Source organism: Streptomyces sp. NBC_00287 (assembly GCF_036173105.1).
GTDB lineage: Bacteria > Actinomycetota > Actinomycetes > Streptomycetales > Streptomycetaceae > Streptomyces.
This window is the reverse complement of record NZ_CP108053.1, coordinates 5,332,080-5,348,923: the sequence shown is the minus strand read 5'-3', so window position 1 is coordinate 5,348,923 and position 16,844 is coordinate 5,332,080. Positions and strand designations below refer to the sequence as shown.

The window sequence follows — 16,844 nt, the reverse complement described above, 5'->3', positions numbered from 1 at the left end:
CTTTTACGGCGTCGCCGTGAGGCTTACGCCTCCTTGCTCAGGTTCGGACCGGCACCGCCGGCCGCCTGCTCGATCGGCGGGACGTCGGGGAGCGCCGCCTTCTCCTCACCACGGAAGGTGAAGGTCTTGGCCTCGCCCTCGCCCTCGGTGTCCACGACCACGATGTGACCGGGGCGCAGCTCGCCGAAGAGGATCTTCTCGGAGAGGGAGTCCTCGATCTCGCGCTGGATGGTGCGACGCAGCGGACGCGCACCCAGCACTGGGTCGTAACCCTTGGTGGACAGCAGCTCCTTGGCGGACTGGGAGAGCTCGATGCCCATGTCCCGGTCCTTCAGGCGCTCGTCCACCTTGCCGATCATCAGGTCGACGATCGCGAGGATGTCGTCCTGGGTCAGCTGCGGGAAGACGACCACGTCGTCGACGCGGTTGAGGAACTCGGGCCGGAAGTGCTGCTTGAGCTCGTCCGAGACCTTGTTCTTCATGCGCTCGTAGTTGGTCTTCTTGTCGCCCGAGGCGGCGAAGCCCAGGTTGAAGCCCTTGGAGATGTCCCGGGTGCCGAGGTTGGTCGTCATGATGATGACCGTGTTCTTGAAGTCCACGACCCGGCCCTGGGAGTCGGTCAGTCGACCGTCCTCCAGGATCTGCAGCAGCGAGTTGAAGATGTCCGGGTGCGCCTTCTCGACCTCGTCGAAGAGGACCACGGAGAACGGCTTGCGGCGGACCTTCTCGGTCAGCTGGCCGCCCTCTTCGTAGCCCACGTAGCCGGGGGGCGAACCGAAGAGCCGGGAGACCGTGTGCTTCTCGCTGAACTCCGACATGTCGAGGGAGATCAGCGCGTCCTCGTCACCGAAGAGGAACTCGGCGAGCGCCTTGGACAGCTCGGTCTTACCGACACCGGAGGGGCCGGCGAAGATGAACGAACCACCGGGACGCTTGGGGTCCTTCAGACCGGCACGCGTACGACGGATCGCCTTCGACAGCGCCTTGACGGCGTCGACCTGGCCGATGACCCGCTTGTGGAGCTCGTCCTCCATGCGGAGCAGGCGGCTCGACTCCTCCTCGGTCAGCTTGAAGACCGGGATGCCGGTGGCGGTCGCGAGGACCTCGGCGATCAGCTCGCCGTCGACCTCGGCGACGACGTCCATGTCGCCGGCCTTCCACTCCTTCTCCCGCTTGGCCTTCGCGGCGAGAAGCTGCTTCTCCTTGTCGCGCAGGGAGGCGGCCTTCTCGAAGTCCTGCGAGTCGATCGCGGACTCCTTGTCCCGGCGGACACCGGCGATCTTCTCGTCGAACTCGCGCAGGTCCGGCGGCGCGGTCATCCGGCGGATACGCATCCGGGAGCCCGCCTCGTCGATCAGGTCGATCGCCTTGTCGGGGAGGAAGCGGTCCGAGATGTACCGGTCGGCCAGAGTGGCGGCCTGGACCAGCGCCTCGTCGGTGATGGAGACGCGGTGGTGCGCCTCGTACCGGTCACGCAGACCCTTGAGGATCTCGATCGTGTGCGGGAGCGAGGGCTCGGCGACCTGGATGGGCTGGAAACGGCGCTCCAGGGCCGCGTCCTTCTCCAGGTGCTTGCGGTACTCGTCCAGCGTGGTGGCACCGATGGTCTGCAGCTCACCGCGGGCCAGCATCGGCTTCAGGATGGAAGCCGCGTCGATGGCGCCCTCGGCGGCACCCGCACCCACCAGGGTGTGGAGCTCGTCGATGAACAGGATGATGTCGCCGCGGGTGCGGATCTCCTTGAGGACCTTCTTCAGGCGCTCCTCGAAGTCACCGCGGTAGCGGGAGCCGGCGACCAGGGCGCCGAGGTCCAGGGTGTAGAGGTGCTTGTCCTTGAGGGTCTCGGGCACCTCGCCCTTGACGATGGCCTGGGCGAGACCCTCCACGACGGCGGTCTTGCCGACGCCGGGCTCACCGATCAGGACCGGGTTGTTCTTGGTACGGCGGGACAGCACCTGCATGACCCGCTCGATCTCCTTCTCGCGCCCGATGACCGGGTCGAGCTTGGACTCACGAGCGGCCTGGGTGAGGTTCCGGCCGAACTGGTCGAGGACGAGGGAGGTCGAGGGCGTGCCCTCGGCCGGGCCGCCCGCCGTGGCGGCCTCCTTGCCCCCGGAGTAACCGGAGAGCAGCTGGATGACCTGCTGCCGCACCCGGTTGAGATCTGCGCCCAGCTTGACGAGGACCTGGGCGGCGACGCCCTCGCCCTCGCGGATCAGGCCGAGCAGGATGTGCTCCGTGCCGATGTAGTTGTGGCCCAGCTGAAGGGCCTCGCGGAGCGACAGCTCCAGGACCTTCTTGGCACGGGGGGTGAAGGGGATGTGCCCGGACGGGGCCTGCTGGCCCTGGCCGATGATCTCCTCCACCTGCTGGCGGACCGCCTCGAGCGAAATCCCGAGGCTCTCAAGGGCCTTGGCGGCGACACCTTCACCCTCGTGGATCAGGCCCAGGAGGATGTGCTCGGTGCCGATGTAGTTGTGGTTGAGCATCCGGGCTTCTTCCTGAGCCAGGACGACAACCCGCCGCGCGCGGTCGGTGAACCTCTCGAACATCGTTAATCGCTCCTCAGAGCGGTCAGGCAGTGGGGGGAACTTCCCCTCCCTGTCCTTCCGCAGCTTAGTCCCGCAAGCGGGGACCGCTCATTCCAACTGCCGACACCGTCGATGGCCTCCTGACCCCGCTAACGCCGACATCTGCTCCAACCTGATGGTGCGAGACGATGTTCCCGCAGGCCAGGCAGTTATCCGCTTCACCAGTACGCCGATGGCGAACGTGAGACGGCCTGTCCTGCGTGTCGCCCCCTCCCACTAGGGATGTCTTACCCGCCGACACTGACAGTCCATGCCGCGCACACCGGTTCCCTCCGCTACGGGCGAACAACCTCGAACCTCCCCGCACCCCCGTGCGCCCCCTCGATCACCACTCTGCGCATTCGCAAGAACACCCAGCGTAACTCGCACGCTCTTCTGACGGTTGCACTTGTCATGGTTGGCACCCTCCCCCCGGTTACTACGGTCCCGCTCCCCCGCCGGCCGCGCGATCCGAGTGATCACGCCCGCCATTGGTACGAGAACGAACTGGGGTGGCCGACGGTGCCCGGAAGCCCGCCGGGATTGCGGCTGGGCGTGCACTTCGACGTCCTGGACATGCCGGCCGAGGCGGGCCGGGCGGCGCTGCGCCACCTGGCGCCGGGCTCTCCGGTGGCGTTGCAGGGCGACCGGATGCGGCTGCTGGTGGCCGCGGGCAGCGCGGAGGAACTGCCCGGGGTGCTGGCCTGGCTGGAGTGGGGCGCATTGGCCCTCGATCTCACGGCGACCGGCGAGGGCGGTCTCATGGACGCGCCCGAACCTCCCGGCGCGCGACGGCTCCCCCCGGGCCTTCCGGGCGCGCCGCAGGGGGCCGCCGTCTGGCTGCGGCCCCCCGAGCCGGGGTGCGAGGTCGAGGCCTCGCTGCCGACGCTGTCGGCCTTGGGGGGCGGTGGGGGCGCCCCCGATCTCGTACGACTCGTGGACACGGTGGCAACCCACTGCCACCGGCTGCGGCTGCGCCGCCTGTCCGTTCAGCCGTTGGCCTTCTCGTAAGCCTCGCGAATGGACGCGGGAACACGGCCGCGGTCGTTGACCTCGTAACCGTTCTCCTTCGCCCACGCACGGATCTGGGCGGTGTCCTGGCTGCCGCCGGAAGCGGCACGCGCCTTTCCACGCCCACCCGAAGCACGGCCTCCGGTACGACGACCACCCTTCACGTAAGGATCGAGAAGGCCACGGAGCTTGTCCGCATTGGAGGTCGTGAGATCGATCTCGTACGTCTTGCCGTCCAGCGCGAACGTCACGGTCTCGTCCGCCTCGCCGCCGTCGAGGTCGTCGACAAGAAGGACCTGAACCTTCTGTGCCACCGGATTTCCTTTCATCGATAACTTGAGGGCTGGGGCCTGCGGCGTCCGCCGTTTCGCCGTCCCCTTGTTATATGCAGTACTGCAGTACGTCGGAAAGCAAACCGCTTTTGCTGGGAAAACACAAACCCCTGGGAGAGACCCACAGCCCGGCCCCCGCCCGGAAACATGCGCGTTTCGGACATAGGGCACTGGCTCTGGTTCGGTCTCTGGTTCGGCCTCTGCTTCGGCTTACCCGGCGATCACAGATGCAGAAGCATCCGGCTGTTGCCCAAGGTGTTCGGTTTCACTCGTTCGAGACCGAGGAACTCCGCGACGCCCTCGTCATAGGAACGCATCAGCTCGGCGTAGACATCGGTGTCGACGGGTGTCTCACCGATCTCGACGAAGCCGTGCTTGCCGAAGAAGTCCACTTCGAAGGTCAGGCAGAATACCCGGCGAACACCCAGCCAACGCGCGGTCTGCAGCAACTTCTCCAGCAACTGATGACCGACGCCGGCGCCCTTGAGTCCCGGCTTCACGGCGAGAGTGCGGACTTCCGCGAGGTCTTCCCACATCACGTGCAGGGCGCCGCAGCCGACGACCTCCGCGTTGTCGTCACGTTCCGCGACCCAGAACTCCTGGATGTCCTCGTAAAGCGTCACCGTGGCTTTGTCGAGCAGGATGCCACCGCGGACGTAGGCGTCAAGGAGGCGACGCACCGCCGGGACATCGCTGGTGCGGGCCCGTCGGACGGTGAGGGCTTTTGCGGTGACTTCGGGGCTCTCTGCCGGTGAGCTCTGTGCGGACATGAGCGGACGCTATCGCTCGCCTGCCTCCGACGCCGAGCCGGGGTTATCCCCGGGCTCCGTTTGTTCCGGCCCTTGGACCATGCGTACCGCGTCGCTGAGGGCTTGTCGCTGTTCGTCGCTCATCATCCCGAAGAAGGCGACGAGGGCGGCGGCGGGGTTGTCACTCTGCGACCATGCGTCGTTCATGAGGGCGGCGGCGTAGGCGGCACGTGTGGAGACCGCCTCATATCGATAGGCCCGGCCTTCCGCCTCACGGCGCACCCAGCCCTTCTGATGGAGATTGTCCAAAACGGTCATCACCGTGGTGTAGGCGATGGACCGTTCCTGCTGAAGATCTTCGAGGACTTCTCGAACGGTCACCGGGCGGTTCCACTTCCACACCCGCGTCATGACCGCGTCTTCGAGTTCTCCCAATGGGCGAGGCACAGCTCAGCACAATAGTGGGAGATGCCGGGATTGGCCTGCCAGACGTGCGCTTTCAAGTGCAAAGGGGCACAAAAAGGGCGTACGACTCGAAAATCAAGCGAGTCGTACGCCGAGCACTGCCCGTGAGGGTCAGCCGTCGCCCCGCGCGGAGGCCTGCCGGGCCCCCTCGACCCGCGCAAGCGCCGCATCCACGACAGCATCCTCCTTGGCCTTGTTGGCCCCGCCCTGAGTCTTCACGATCACCCGAATCACCCCGACGAAGAACACGGCCATGACGACGGGGGGCAGAAGCGCGGAGACGTAGTCCATGGGTTCAGGGTAGCGAGGGGGGTGGACGGGCGGGGGTCGGGGTGGCCGAGGGATTCCGACTTGAGCGGACGCCGGCTTTTGGATTGGCCTTTCTGGTGGGGGCGTGGCTCAGCCCGCGGCCAATTGCTGGGGTGGTTGGGCGGGGGGTGGGGTCGGTTTGCGGCGGGGGAAGACCTCGCCGGGAGTCGGGACGGGGCGGCGGGGTGGCTCCGGAGCGGTGGGCTCGGGGGTGGCCGGCTTCTCGGCGGGCCTGGTCGAGGGCTTCTTCGCGGGCTTCTGGGCGGGATCCTGCTCCGCGTGTGCGACGGGTGCGTCCACGAGACCCCCAGGAAGGGCCAGAAGGCGCGTACGAGAGGCGGGGACGCTCGGGGTGACCGTGACAGCCCGCCGACCCGTACCGCGCGCGAGACGGGCCCGTACGTCCTGTTCGGCGAGCACCTGGCAACGGCTCAGCAGGGCGGCGGCGACGGGGTTGCCGCGCAGGGCGCGCAGAGCTGCGAGATCGTCCGGCTCCGGCCGGTATCCGGCGCCCAGGGCTTCCTCCAGGAGGGCGAGATAGCCGGCGGCGGTGCCGGGCAGGGCGGCGCGGTACCGGGCGAGGTCGGCCACCAGGAAGGCACGCAGCCGTGCACCCTCGCGCATCGCTTCGTCCAGCGACTCGGCGAGACGGAGACACTCCTGGACATCCTCGGCCGGGGCGGGGGCGGGGTTCAGGGCGAGAGCGAGCGCGCGTCGGAGCACACGCAGCTCCTCCACGCCGAACGCCATGCCGCCGCGGGATCCGTATGGCGTGGGCATGCGCCGACGATACGCGCTAATCAGACAAACTCGACATAGGGATAGGGCGTGGCGCGGAGGAGCCACCCGGTTGGTCCGACCCGAAACGGGAGGGCGGGCCGAGGCCCGGGGGCCGCGCCTTTCAGCATTCGAGGACGAGCAGATATCCGTCCCGCTGGAGGCGAGACAGCCCAGCCACCCCCTCCAGCCCGTCCGGCGTTCGAGGACGAGGCCGTTCAGGCCGAAGCGGGGGTCTGGGGGCGCAGCCCCCAGTGGGGGTCCCCCCTCTGGGGGAGGGACGGGTAGGGGCGGCGGGGGCGAGAAACCGCAAGGCCCGCCCCCGCGGACCGTCACATCCGCGACACGTTCCGCTCGTACACCAACCGCAACCCGATCAGCGTCAACCACGGCTCATGCTCATCGATCACCGACGACTCGCCCAGCACCATCGGCGCCAACCCACCCGTCGCGATCACCGTCACATCATCCGGATCATCCGCCAGCTCCCGCACCATCCGGCTCACCACACCGTCCACCTGCCCGGCGAACCCGTACACGATCCCGGCCTGCATCGCCTCGACCGTGTTCTTGCCGATCACACTCCGCGGCCGAGCCACCTCGATCTTCCGAAGCTGCGCGCCCTTCACCCCGAGCGCCTCGACCGAGATCTCGATACCCGGCGCGATGACCCCACCGACGTACTCCCCGCGCGCGCTGACCGCGTCGAACGTCGTCGCCGTACCGAAGTCCACGACGATCGCCGGACCGCCGTACAGCTCGACCGCCGCGACCGCGTTGATGATCCGGTCCGCGCCGACCTCCTTGGGGTTGTCCGTGAGGATCGGCACCCCGGTCTTCACCCCGGGCTCCACCAGCACCGCCGGCACATCGCCGTAGTACCGCCGCGTCACCTCCCGCAGCTCATGCAGCACGGAGGGCACGGTCGCGCAGATCGCGATCCCGTCGATCCCGTCGCCGAGTTCCTCCCCGAGGAGCGGATGCATCCCCATCAGCCCCTGCAACAGCACCGCCAGCTCATCCGCCGTACGGCGCGCGTCCGTGGAGATGCGCCAGTGCTCGACGATGTCCTCGCCGTCGAACAGGCCCAGGACGGTGTGGGTGTTTCCTACGTCGATCGTCAGCAGCATGGCCGGTTCCCGCTCCCTACTCCGCCGCTCGCAGGTCCAGCCCGATGTCCAGGATCGGCGAGGAGTGCGTCAGCGCCCCTACGGCCAGGTAGTCGACGCCCGTGTCCGCGTACGCCTTGGCGTTGTCCAGGGTCAGTCGCCCGGACGCCTCCAGCGCCGCACGGCCGCGCACCAGCGCCACCGCCTCCTCGCACTCCACCGGCGTGAAGTTGTCCAGCAGGATGAGATCGGCACCCGCGTCCACCGCGTCGCGCAGCTGGTGCAGGGTGTCCACCTCGACCTCGATCGGCACCTCGGGGAAGGTCTCCCGTACGGCCTTGAAGGCCTGCGCCACACCACCGGCGGCGACGACGTGGTTGTCCTTGACCAGGGCCGCGTCCGAGAGCGACATCCGGTGGTTCACACCCCCGCCGCAGCGGACCGCGAACTTCTCCATCGCCCGCAGCCCGGGCGTCGTCTTGCGGGTGTCACGCACGCGTGCCTTGGTGCCCTCCAGCACGTCCGCCCACGCGCGCGTGGCGGTCGCGATGCCCGACAGCCGGCACAGCAGGTTCAGCGCGCTGCGCTCGGCGGTCAGCAGGTCACGCGTGCGCGTGGTGACCGACAGCAGCTTCTGCCCGGCCGCCACCCGGTCGCCGTCCTCGACATGCCGCTCGACCTCGAACTCGTCGGTGCAGACCACGGAGATCACCGCTTCGGCGACCCGCAGACCGGCCACGACGCCCGCCTCACGCGCGGTGAAGTCGGCGGTGGCGACCGCGTCCTCGGGGATGGTCGCGACCGTCGTCACGTCCACGCCGTTGTCGAGGTCCTCCTGGATGGCGACGTTCGCGATGTCCTCGACCTCCAGCGGATCGAGGCCCGCGTCGGTCAGAAGCTGCGCGAGCGCGGGGTCGAGCCCGCACTCCAGATACGTCTCGTCGGTGTCCGCCCCGCAGGCGCAGCCGTCGCCGCAGCCGTCGTCCTGGGCGAGGGGGAGGTCGGGGGTGCTCACGTCTGTCACTGCTCCTGGGGCTGCCGGGTCGGGGGGAAGTCTGCGGTATCGGTGGGGTCCACGGCGAGTGTGCGGTCCGGATTCAGCCGTACGACGATGTGGCGGCGCCATCCGGTGTCGTCGCGCTCGGGCCGGTCCTCGCGCCAGTGGCAGCCGCGCGTCTCCTCGCGCAGCCGGGCGGCGGCGACCAGGACGCGGGCCACGCACAGGAGGTTGGTGGCCTCCCAGGTGTCGACGCCGGGCTCGGCGGTCTTGCCGTTCTCGACGAGGGCCTCGCGCGCGTCGGCATGCAGTTTCTGGAGCTGCTCGGCCGCTCGCGCGAGGGAGTCGGCGGAGCGCAGCACGCCCGCGCCCTCCGTCATGGTCCGCTGGATGGCGAAACGGTCCTCGGGCGCGAGCAGCGGATGCTCGGGCACCTCCGGATACGGCACCGGATGCGGCACACGCGCGTGGAGGCCGTTCTCCGCGTGGCTCGCCGCGATGTCGGCGGCGATGCGCTCGGCGTAGACCAGGCCCTCCAGCAGGGAGTTGGACGCGAGCCGGTTCGCGCCGTGCACGCCGGTGCACGCGACCTCCCCGCAGGCGTACAGGCCGGGGACGGTCGTACGGCCGCGGGAGTCGGTGCGCACGCCCCCGGAGGCGTAGTGGGCGGCCGGGGCGATCGGGATGGGCTCGTGGACCGGGTCGATGCCGTTGGCGCGGCAGGCGGCGAGGATCGTCGGGAAGCGGTGCTCCCACATGTGGGCGCCGAAGTGCCGGGCGTCGAGGAACATGTGCTCGGCGTCCTGCTCCTGCATCCGGCGCATGATGCCCTTGGCGACGATGTCCCGGGGCGCGAGCTCGGCCAGTTCGTGCTGGCCGACCATGAAGCGCACGCCGCCGGCGTCGACCAGGTGGGCGCCCTCGCCGCGCACGGCCTCGGAGACGAGCGGCTGTTGGCCCTCGGCGTCCGCGCCGAGGAACAGCACGGTGGGGTGGAACTGCACGAACTCCAGGTCGGAGATCTCCGCGCCCGCGCGTAGGGCGAGCGCCACGCCGTCGCCGGTGGACACCGACGGGTTGGTGGTCGCGGAGAAGACCTGGCCCATGCCGCCGGTCGCGAGGACGACCGCGGGGGCGTGCACGGCGCCCACGCCGTCGTGCTGGCCCTCGCCCATCACATGCAGGGTTACGCCCGCCGTACGTCCGTCGGCGTCCGTGAGCAGGTCCAGGACGAGCGCGTTCTCGATGGTGCGTACGCCCCGCGCGCGAGCCGCCTCGACCAGCGCACGCGAGATCTCCGCGCCGGTCGCGTCCCCGCCCGCATGCGCGATCCGGCGCCGGTGGTGGCCGCCCTCGCGGGTGAGTTCCAGGCCGCCCTCCTCCGACTCGTCGAAGTGGGCGCCCGTCTCGATGAGCCGGCGCACCGCGTCCGGGCCCTCGTTGACGAGGATCCGGACCGCGTCCTCGTCGCACAGCCCGGCGCCCGCGACCAGGGTGTCGGCCTGGTGCTGCTCGGGGGTGTCGCCCTCGCCGAGGGCCGCGGCGATGCCGCCCTGCGCCCAGCGGGTGGAGCCGTCATCGAGGCGGGCCTTGGTGACGACGACCGTCGTCAGCCCTGCGGCCTCGCAGCGCAGGGCCGCGGTCAGACCGGCGACGCCGGAGCCGACGACGACCACGTCCGCGTCGATGGACCACCCGGGCGCGGGCGCGTGCAGTCGTATGCCTGTGCTGGTCACGAGGCGGCTCCGAGGGTTCCGAATGTGAGGGGGATGTTGTCGATCAGCCGGGTCGAACCGACCCGGGCGGCGACCGCGAGAACGGCCTCGCCGGTGAAGTCGTCGTCGATCTCGGTGAAGTCGGAGGGGTCGACGAGGGCGAGGTAGTCCAGCGCGAGCGGCGGGGTGAGGCGGGCGGCCTCGTCCAGGACCAGGCGGGCGGCTGCGCGGACGGCCGCCGGGCCGCCCGGGGCCGCCTTGGCGACGGCGTGCGCGTCGGCCGCGGCGCGGGACTCCCCGAGGGCGCTCAGCGCTTCGGCACGCGCGTGCGTGGCGGGCACTTCGCGGGCACGCGCGCGCAGTGCCTCCTGGGCCGCGTGGCGGTCCTGGCCCGCGAACAGCGCGCGGGACAGCGCGAGCGCCGTGCGCCGGTCGGCGGGCGAGAGAAAGCGATTGCGGCTGGACAGGGCCAGGCCGTCGTCCTCGCGCACGGTCGGCACCCCGACGATCTCGATACCGAAGTTCAGATCGCGGACCATACGGCGGATCAGGGCGAGCTGCTGGGCGTCCTTCTGGCCGTAGAGCGCCACGTCGGGGCGGGTCAGGTGGAGCAGCTTGGCAACGACGGTGAGCATGCCGTCGAAGTGTCCGGGGCGCGCGGCGCCCTCCAGGCGCTCCCCCATGGGGCCCGCGCTGATCCGCACCTGGGGTTCGCCGCCCGGGTAGACCTCATCGACCGAGGGCGCGAACACGACGTCCGCACCGGCCTCTTCGGCGATCTTGACGTCGGCCTCGAGGGTGCGTGGGTAGCGGTCGAGGTCCTCACCGGCGCCGAACTGCAGCGGGTTGACGAAGACCGTCACCACGACCTCGCCGGCCGGTCCCGCGATCTCGCGCGCGGAGCGGATCAGGGTGGCGTGGCCCTCGTGCAGGGCGCCCATGGTCATGACGACGGCTCGGTGACCGGTACGCGCGCGTGCGGACAGTTCGGCGGCGGTGCGCAGCAGGGTGGTGGTCATCCCGCGTCTCCCTTGGTGCTGTCGGCGAGCACTCCGAGCAGGTCTTCGGCGAGTTCCGGCTTGAGCAGCCCGTGGGCGAGCGCGCGGTCGGCGGTCGCGCGGGCCATCGCCAGGTAGCCGGCGACGGTCGCCGGGGCGTGCTTGCGCAGCTCGTTGATGTGCGCGGCGACGGTGCCCGCGTCCCCGCGCGCGACGGGTCCGGTCAGGGCGGTGTCGCCGGAGCGCAGGGCGTTGTCGAGGGCGGCGCCGAGCAGCGGGCCGAGCATCCGGTCGGGGGCCTCGACTCCGGCCGCGCGCAGCAGCTCCATGGACTGCGCGACCAGCGTCACCAGGTGGTTGGCGCCGAGCGCCAGGGCCGCGTGGTAGAGCGGCCGCATGTCCTCGGCGATCCACTCCGGCTCGCCGCCCATCTCGATGACGAGGGCCTCGGCGGCCAGGCGCAGTTCGTCGGGGGCGGTGACGCCGAAGGAGCAGCCGGCCAGGCGCTGGACGTCCACGGGGGTGCCGGTGAAGGTCATCGCCGGGTGCAGGGCCAGCGGCAGCGCGCCCGCGCGCAGGGCGGGGTCGAGGACCTTCGCGCCGTAGCGTCCGGAGGTGTGCACCAGCAGCTGGCCCGGCCGTACGGCCCCGGTCTCGGCGAGTCCGGCGACGAGGTCGGGCAGGGTGTCGTCGGGGACGGTCAGCAGGACCAGTTCCGCGCTCCCCAGGACGTCGGCGGGCGTCATGAGGGGTACATCGGGGAGCAGTTGCGCGGCGCGGCGCCGGGAGGCGTCCGAGACTCCGGAGACGGCCACGGGACGGTGCCCGGCGAGTTGGAGGGACGCGGCGAGCGCGGGGCCCACACGGCCGGCGCCGACGACGCCGACGGTGAGCCGCGCTGGGCGGTCTTTCGGATCTGGCTGTTGGCTTGTACTCACTCGACGGCGGCCTTCCCGTTCCAGTCCGCTCCGGGTACCGGACGATTTCTCGTCATGTTAACGCGATCGGTTCGAGGGGCGTTCGGTTGTCCACAGGCTGTGGGTTTTTGTGAGCCAAGGGCGAACGGAGAAACGCGTACGGAAAAGCGAGTGCCCGCGTGAGGCGGGGCGCGACATCATCCGCGCATGAGTGAAGCGGCGCAGACGACAGACCAGGGCGCACGGCCATCGGAGGGGATCCCGGACACCGAACGGCGCAAGCGCCTCAGAGAGCGGCGCATCAGGGCGTCCAAGAGCGCGGAGCGCACGCTGGGGCGCGCGGGCGGACAGCGCACGCTCCGCGAGCGGCTCGCGCTGCTGGAGCAGGCGGCGGACGTGTACGACCTGGACGAAGCGGCCGACATGTACGGCGACGGCGTCGTCGAGGCCCTGGAGGACAAGGTCGCCGGGCTGCTCGGCAAGGAGGCCGCCGCGTTCTTCCCCACCGGCACCATGGCCCAGCAGGTGGCCCTGCGCTGCTGGGCGGGCCGGACCGGGAACCCGGCCGTCGCCCTGCACGCGCTGGCCCATCCCGAAGTGCACGAACGGAACGCGTTCAGCCAGGTCAGCGGGTTGCGCCCGGTCCGGGTGACCAGCGAGCCGCGACTGCCGACGGCCGACGAGGTGCGCGGCGTCGACGAGCCCTTCGGGGCGCTGATGCTGGAACTGCCGCTCCGGGACGCCGGTTTCGTGCTGCCGTCCTGGGAGGAGCTCACCGAGGTCGTGGAGGTGGCGCGGGAGCGCGAGGCGGTGGTGCACTTCGACGGCGCGCGCCTGTGGGAGTCCACAGTGCACTTCGAGCGCCCCCTGGACGAGATCGCGGACCTCGCGGACAGCGTCTACGTCTCGTTCTACAAGTCCCTCGACGGCTACGGCGGCGCCGCGGTCGCGGGCCCCAGGACGCTCGTCGACGAGCTGAAGGCCTGGCGGCACCGGTACGGCGGCACCGTCTTCCAGCAGTTCCCGACCGCGCTGTCGGCACTCGTCGGGCTGGAGCGGGAGCTGCCCCGGCTGCCCGACTACGTGCGGCACGCGCGCGTGGTGGCCGGCGCGCTGCGCGAAGGGTTCGCGGCGGCCGGCGTGCACTGGGCCCGCGTCCACCCCGAGGAGCCGCACACCAACGAGTTCCAGCTCTGGCTGCCGTACGACGCCGATCTCGTCGCCGAGGCGGCGGTCCGGCACGCCGAGGAGACCAGGACCCTGCTGTTCGCCCGCCCCTGGGCGGCCCCCGGCCCGGGGCTCGCGGTCACGGAGATCGACGTACGGGCGGCGGGCCTGACGTGGACGGCCGAGGACGTACGCGCGGCGGTGGCGGAGTTCGTCGACCGGCTGAACAAAGAGGTCAGCGGCTAGGCCGCAGCCGTCGGGCAAGGGCCCGGCGCAGCCTGCCTCCGACCGGGCGCCCGGCGAGAACGGCCCTGAAGCAGCGGTCGTCGGGCCAGGCCCGTACGACCTGCCGGTCGTGCGTGCCGGGCGCGGGCGGGGCGGGCTCGCCGTGCTGCTGGGCGCGGTAGGTGTCGAGGAGGTACTGCTGGGTGATGCTCATGGCGGTTCGCCTCTTCGGGACGGGGTGATGGATCCGGAAGGCTCCGCGGCTGCCCCGGTCCTCCCAGCCTGCGCCGGTCGCGCGCCGACGTCGCGTCGATTGACGGCGGACGTCAATCCAAGGCGGCGTTGTCAGTGGCGGGGTGCACCATGAGGGCATGAGCGTGAGCATCGACATCGCGGGGCTGCGGCCGGAGAGGGTCGCCGTCGTGCCCTCACCCCTGGCCGAGCTCGGCATGGCGCTGCACGCGCTGTCCGAGCCGGGCCACCATCCGGGCCTGCAGGGCTGGGTCACGACCGTGACCGCGGGGCTCGACCCGCATCTGGCCGACCGGATGTGCGAGGCCGACTTCCTGTGGCGTACGACCTTCTCGGACCTGTTCCTGCCGTGCGCGGGCATCCCCGGCGGGCCCACCCTCCCGGGCGCGACCCTCGCCGAGGAACTGGACCTGCTGGACAAGCTGACGGACGAGCAGTTCGTGGACGCCGCCCTGGAGTTCACCTGCGCGCTGCCGTACGCCAGCCAGGGCCCCGCCGTGCTCGCCGACGCCGAACTGCGCAGCCGCGCCCTGGAACTCGCCGCCGCGCGCGGGCCGCAGCAACTGCGCTTCAGCAAGCGGCTGCTGGACGACCCGCCGCGAATCCGGGCCTGGCTGCGGCAGTTCCTGGAGGACTGCGAGGAGGCGTTCTTCGCGGACGTCTGGCACCGGCTGCGCCACCAACTCGCCGCCGACGCGCGGCACAAGACCGACCTGCTGCGGCACAAGGGGCTTGCCGAGGCGCTGACCTCGGTGTCCCGCGCGGTCACGCTCGACGAGTCCGGCGGCCGGATCACCATCGACAAGCTGCGCCAGGGCCACACCGTCATCCGCGACCGCAGTCTGCTGCTCGTGCCGACGAGCCTGGGCTGGCCGCATCTGATGGTGCTGCATCGGCACGACTGGCAGCCGGTCCTGCACTACCCGGTCGGCTCCCCCGAGCTCACCGCGCCGCCCTCGGTCGATCAACTGACCCTGCGGATGACCGCGTTGTCCCACCCGGTGCGCATGCAGCTGTGCCGCAATCTCGCCCGCAGCACGTACACCACGAGCGAGCTCGTGCGGATCCACGGCATGACCGCGCCCGAGATATCCCGGCACCTGGGCGTGCTGAAGAAGGCGGGCCTGATCACCACCCGGCGGCGCGGGCGGTACGTCCTGCACCAGCTGGACGTACCGGCGGTGGCCCGGCTGGGCAGCGACTTCCTGGAGGCGCTGCTGCGCTGACCGGCTCCGCTCAGCCCTGCCCGCCGGCCCGCACCAGTCCCGTCTCGTAGGCCAGAACCACCACCTGCACCCGGTCCCGCAGCCCGAGCTTGGTCAGGATGCGGCCCACATGCGTCTTGACGGTCGCCTCCGACAGGACGAGCCGGGCCGCGATCTCGCCGTTGGACAGCCCCTGGGCGACCAGCACCATGACCTCGCGCTCGCGGTCGGTGAGCCGCTCCAACTCCTTGTGCTGCGGCTCCTTACCGGTGCTGGGCAGCATCGGCGCGAAGCGGTCCAGCAGCCGGCGCGTGGTCGAGGGGGCCACCACCGCGTCGCCGCTGTGCACGGCACGGATGGCGGCGAGCAGCTCGCCGGGCGGCACGTCCTTGAGCATGAAACCGGAGGCGCCCGCCTTCAGCCCGGAGAAGGCGTACTCGTCGAGGTCGAAGGTGGTCAGGATCAGCACCTTCGGCGGATTCGGGTCCGAGCAGATACGGCGGGTGGTCTCCACGCCGTCCAGCTTCGGCATACGGACGTCCATCAGCACCACGTCGACGGCGGTCTCCCGCAGCACCTGGAGGGCCTCGACGCCGTCGCCCGCCTCCGCGACGACCTCCATGTCCGGCTGGGCGGCGAGCACCATCCGGAACCCGGTGCGCAGCAGCACCTGGTCGTCGACGAGCATTACGCGGATCGTCATCGGGGTCCTCTTCCGTGTCCGTCTACGGGGTCGTTACAGGTGTCAACGCAGTACATGGCCGCCCTCAGTGCGCGGGTTTGAGCGGCAGCAGGGCACTGATGCGGAATCCTCCGCCCGGGCGGGGGCCCGCGTCCAGGGTGCCCCCCACCATGCCGACCCGCTCTCGCATACCGATCAAACCGTGGCCCTGGCCGTCGACGCCGCCCTCCTCGTACAACTCGTGCGGGGCGCCCTTGCCGTCGTCCTCGACGAGCAGGCCGAGACCGTCGTCGAAGTAGACCAGCCGCACGCTCGCACCCGCGTTCGGGCCGCCGTGCTTGCGGGTGTTGGTAAGCGCCTCCTGCACGATGCGGTACGCGGTCAGCTCGACCCCGCTCGGCAGCGGACGCGGGGTGCCCTCGACCTTGAAGTCGACGGGCAGTCCCGAGGTACGGCACTGCTGAATCAGCTCGTCGATCTGCTCGACGTCGGGCTGCGGGACGTACTCCCCGCCCTCCTGGTGCTCACCGGTGCGCAGCACGCCCAGCAGGCGGCGCATCTCGGCGAGGGCCTGACGGCCGGTGGAGGAGATGGTCTCCAGGGCTTTCTTCGCCTGGTCGGGCGCGGCGTCCAGGACGTAGGCGGCACCGTCCGCCTGCACCACCATCACGGACACGTTGTGCGCGACCACGTCGTGCAGCTCGCGCGCGATCCGGGCGCGCTCGGCGGCGACCGCGACCTTGGCCTGCGCCTCGCGCTCCTTCTCGAGCCGGCTCGCGCGCTCCTCGAGCTGCGCGAAGTACGCGCGCCGGGTGCGTATCGAGTCGCCGAGCACCCAGGCGAGCGCGAAGGGCACCGAGGTGAAGATCATGATCGCGACGGTGCCGAGGGCGCTCGACTCGTTCTCCGGCCAGCGCAACTGCGCCAGGGGCGCCGCGCACAGACCGACGGCCAGTGCCAGCCGGGAGGCCCAGCGGGCGCCGTTCGCGGCCACCGTGTAGGTGATCACCAGCATCGCGAAGTTGGCGGGCATCGTCTCGACGTCCAGCGCCAGCTGCGCCACGCCGAGCGCGATGGCCAGCACCAGCATCTTCTCCGGCATGCGCCGGCGCAGCGCGATCACCAGGGACAGCAGCAGGGCGATCGGCACGGCGGCGACCGGGTAGTCGACGCGTTCCCCCTCCTGCTGCACGACCCCGGACACCACCGAGATCCCGAACAGGAAGACGGCCCAGGCGCTGTCGACCCATGTCGGGTACCTGCGGAGAAAGTCATAGAGGCGCTGCACGTAACCCAGCGTAGGGAAGCGTGACGTGTGTAGGGGTCAACCGGAGGACCGATCCGCGACGGGCGCGCGTACTCCG

Annotated in this window: 17 protein-coding genes; 3 read left to right on the top strand and 14 right to left on the bottom strand. The window is 70.6% G+C overall.

Translation table 11 applies throughout. The features are described from left to right. Positions 1 to 23: 23 nt before the first annotated feature. Entirely contained in the window at positions 24 to 2,552 is a 2,529-nt protein-coding gene (locus tag OHT76_RS24380) for an ATP-dependent Clp protease ATP-binding subunit (protein ID WP_328872987.1), read from the bottom strand. A 432-nt stretch (positions 2,553 to 2,984) separates the two neighbouring features. Here OHT76_RS24380 and OHT76_RS24375 point away from each other — a divergent pair, with 432 nt between their 5' ends. Then, a complete protein-coding gene (locus OHT76_RS24375) occupies positions 2,985 to 3,581 on the top strand; it encodes an SCO3374 family protein (RefSeq protein ID WP_328872986.1) in 597 nt (198 codons plus the stop codon). Here OHT76_RS24375 and OHT76_RS24370 read toward each other — a convergent pair. The 10 genes from OHT76_RS24370 to OHT76_RS24325 form a co-directional block, all read right to left on the bottom strand. Beyond that, entirely contained in the window at positions 3,560 to 3,895 is a 336-nt protein-coding gene (locus OHT76_RS24370) for a histone-like nucleoid-structuring protein Lsr2 (protein WP_235459388.1), read from the bottom strand. The two genes, OHT76_RS24375 and OHT76_RS24370, sit on opposite strands and share 22 nt — an antisense overlap. Positions 3,896 to 4,134: 239 nt before the next feature. Next, entirely contained in the window at positions 4,135 to 4,683 is a 549-nt protein-coding gene (locus OHT76_RS24365; protein WP_328872985.1) for an amino-acid N-acetyltransferase, read from the bottom strand. A 9-nt stretch (positions 4,684 to 4,692) separates the two neighbouring features. Then, entirely contained in the window at positions 4,693 to 5,097 is a 405-nt protein-coding gene (locus OHT76_RS24360; RefSeq protein ID WP_328872984.1) for a BlaI/MecI/CopY family transcriptional regulator, read from the bottom strand. A gap of 141 nt (positions 5,098 to 5,238) precedes the next feature. After that, a complete protein-coding gene (locus OHT76_RS24355) occupies positions 5,239 to 5,418 on the bottom strand; it encodes a hypothetical protein (RefSeq protein WP_328872983.1) in 180 nt (59 codons plus the stop codon). 108 nt (positions 5,419 to 5,526) lie between these two features. Next, a complete protein-coding gene (locus OHT76_RS24350; RefSeq protein WP_328876611.1) occupies positions 5,527 to 6,186 on the bottom strand; it encodes a hypothetical protein in 660 nt (219 codons plus the stop codon). Positions 6,187 to 6,545: 359 nt separating this feature from the next. Next, a complete protein-coding gene (locus OHT76_RS24345) occupies positions 6,546 to 7,343 on the bottom strand; it encodes a type III pantothenate kinase (protein ID WP_328872982.1) in 798 nt (265 codons plus the stop codon). 16 nt (positions 7,344 to 7,359) lie between these two features. After that, positions 7,360 to 8,337 carry a carboxylating nicotinate-nucleotide diphosphorylase gene (gene nadC / locus OHT76_RS24340; RefSeq protein ID WP_328872981.1) on the bottom strand — a complete coding sequence of 326 codons (978 nt, stop codon included), beginning with the start codon at positions 8,335 to 8,337 and terminating at the stop codon, positions 7,360 to 7,362. A gap of 5 nt (positions 8,338 to 8,342) precedes the next feature. Further along, positions 8,343 to 10,055, bottom strand: a complete 1,713-nt coding sequence (locus OHT76_RS24335) for an L-aspartate oxidase (protein ID WP_328872980.1) — start codon at positions 10,053 to 10,055, stop codon at positions 8,343 to 8,345. Then, a complete protein-coding gene (gene panC, locus OHT76_RS24330; RefSeq protein ID WP_328872979.1) occupies positions 10,052 to 11,053 on the bottom strand; it encodes a pantoate--beta-alanine ligase in 1,002 nt (333 codons plus the stop codon). Before panC ends, OHT76_RS24335 begins: the two co-directional genes overlap by 4 nt. Beyond that, positions 11,050 to 11,970, bottom strand: coding sequence for a Rossmann-like and DUF2520 domain-containing protein (locus OHT76_RS24325; protein ID WP_328872978.1), 921 nt, complete (start codon positions 11,968 to 11,970; stop codon positions 11,050 to 11,052). The genes panC and OHT76_RS24325 overlap by 4 nt, the downstream gene beginning before the upstream one ends. Before the next feature lie 186 nt (positions 11,971 to 12,156). On the opposite strand from OHT76_RS24325, the gene OHT76_RS24320 reads away from it, so the two are divergent. Further along, a complete protein-coding gene (locus tag OHT76_RS24320; RefSeq protein ID WP_328872977.1) occupies positions 12,157 to 13,362 on the top strand; it encodes a threonine aldolase family protein in 1,206 nt (401 codons plus the stop codon). Here the strand turns inward: OHT76_RS24320 and OHT76_RS24315 are convergent. Then, entirely contained in the window at positions 13,352 to 13,555 is a 204-nt protein-coding gene (locus OHT76_RS24315) for a hypothetical protein (protein WP_328872976.1), read from the bottom strand. The two genes, OHT76_RS24320 and OHT76_RS24315, sit on opposite strands and share 11 nt — an antisense overlap. A gap of 157 nt (positions 13,556 to 13,712) precedes the next feature. On the opposite strand from OHT76_RS24315, the gene OHT76_RS24310 reads away from it, so the two are divergent. Next, positions 13,713 to 14,819, top strand: a complete 1,107-nt coding sequence (locus tag OHT76_RS24310; protein ID WP_328872975.1) for a DUF5937 family protein — start codon at positions 13,713 to 13,715, stop codon at positions 14,817 to 14,819. A gap of 10 nt (positions 14,820 to 14,829) precedes the next feature. On the opposite strand, the gene OHT76_RS24305 is transcribed toward OHT76_RS24310, so the two are convergent. Continuing rightward, on the bottom strand, positions 14,830 to 15,501 hold the full coding sequence (locus OHT76_RS24305; RefSeq protein WP_328872974.1) for a response regulator transcription factor: 672 nt from the start codon (positions 15,499 to 15,501) through the stop codon (positions 14,830 to 14,832). A 64-nt stretch (positions 15,502 to 15,565) separates the two neighbouring features. Then, on the bottom strand, positions 15,566 to 16,768 hold the full coding sequence (locus OHT76_RS24300) for a sensor histidine kinase (protein ID WP_328872973.1): 1,203 nt from the start codon (positions 16,766 to 16,768) through the stop codon (positions 15,566 to 15,568). Positions 16,769 to 16,844: the final 76 nt, after the last annotated feature.

Excerpts from the sequence above, each read along its gene's own strand:
- OHT76_RS24380 (WP_328872987.1), bottom strand. The coding sequence starts at position 2,552 with ATGTTCGAGAGGTTCACCGACCGCGCGCGGCGGGTTGTCGTCCTGGCT.
- OHT76_RS24375 (WP_328872986.1), top strand. The coding sequence starts at position 2,985 with ATGGTTGGCACCCTCCCCCCGGTTACTACGGTCCCGCTCCCCCGCCGG.
- OHT76_RS24365 (WP_328872985.1), bottom strand. The coding sequence starts at position 4,683 with ATGTCCGCACAGAGCTCACCGGCAGAGAGCCCCGAAGTCACCGCAAAA.
- OHT76_RS24355 (WP_328872983.1), bottom strand. The coding sequence starts at position 5,418 with ATGGACTACGTCTCCGCGCTTCTGCCCCCCGTCGTCATGGCCGTGTTC.
- OHT76_RS24350 (WP_328876611.1), bottom strand. The coding sequence starts at position 6,186 with ATGGCGTTCGGCGTGGAGGAGCTGCGTGTGCTCCGACGCGCGCTCGCT.
- OHT76_RS24345 (WP_328872982.1), bottom strand. The coding sequence starts at position 7,343 with ATGCTGCTGACGATCGACGTAGGAAACACCCACACCGTCCTGGGCCTG.
- panC (WP_328872979.1), bottom strand. The coding sequence starts at position 11,053 with ATGACCACCACCCTGCTGCGCACCGCCGCCGAACTGTCCGCACGCGCG.
- OHT76_RS24320 (WP_328872977.1), top strand. The coding sequence starts at position 12,157 with ATGAGTGAAGCGGCGCAGACGACAGACCAGGGCGCACGGCCATCGGAG.
- OHT76_RS24315 (WP_328872976.1), bottom strand. The coding sequence starts at position 13,555 with ATGAGCATCACCCAGCAGTACCTCCTCGACACCTACCGCGCCCAGCAG.
- OHT76_RS24310 (WP_328872975.1), top strand. The coding sequence starts at position 13,713 with ATGAGCGTGAGCATCGACATCGCGGGGCTGCGGCCGGAGAGGGTCGCC.
- OHT76_RS24305 (WP_328872974.1), bottom strand. The coding sequence starts at position 15,501 with ATGACGATCCGCGTAATGCTCGTCGACGACCAGGTGCTGCTGCGCACC.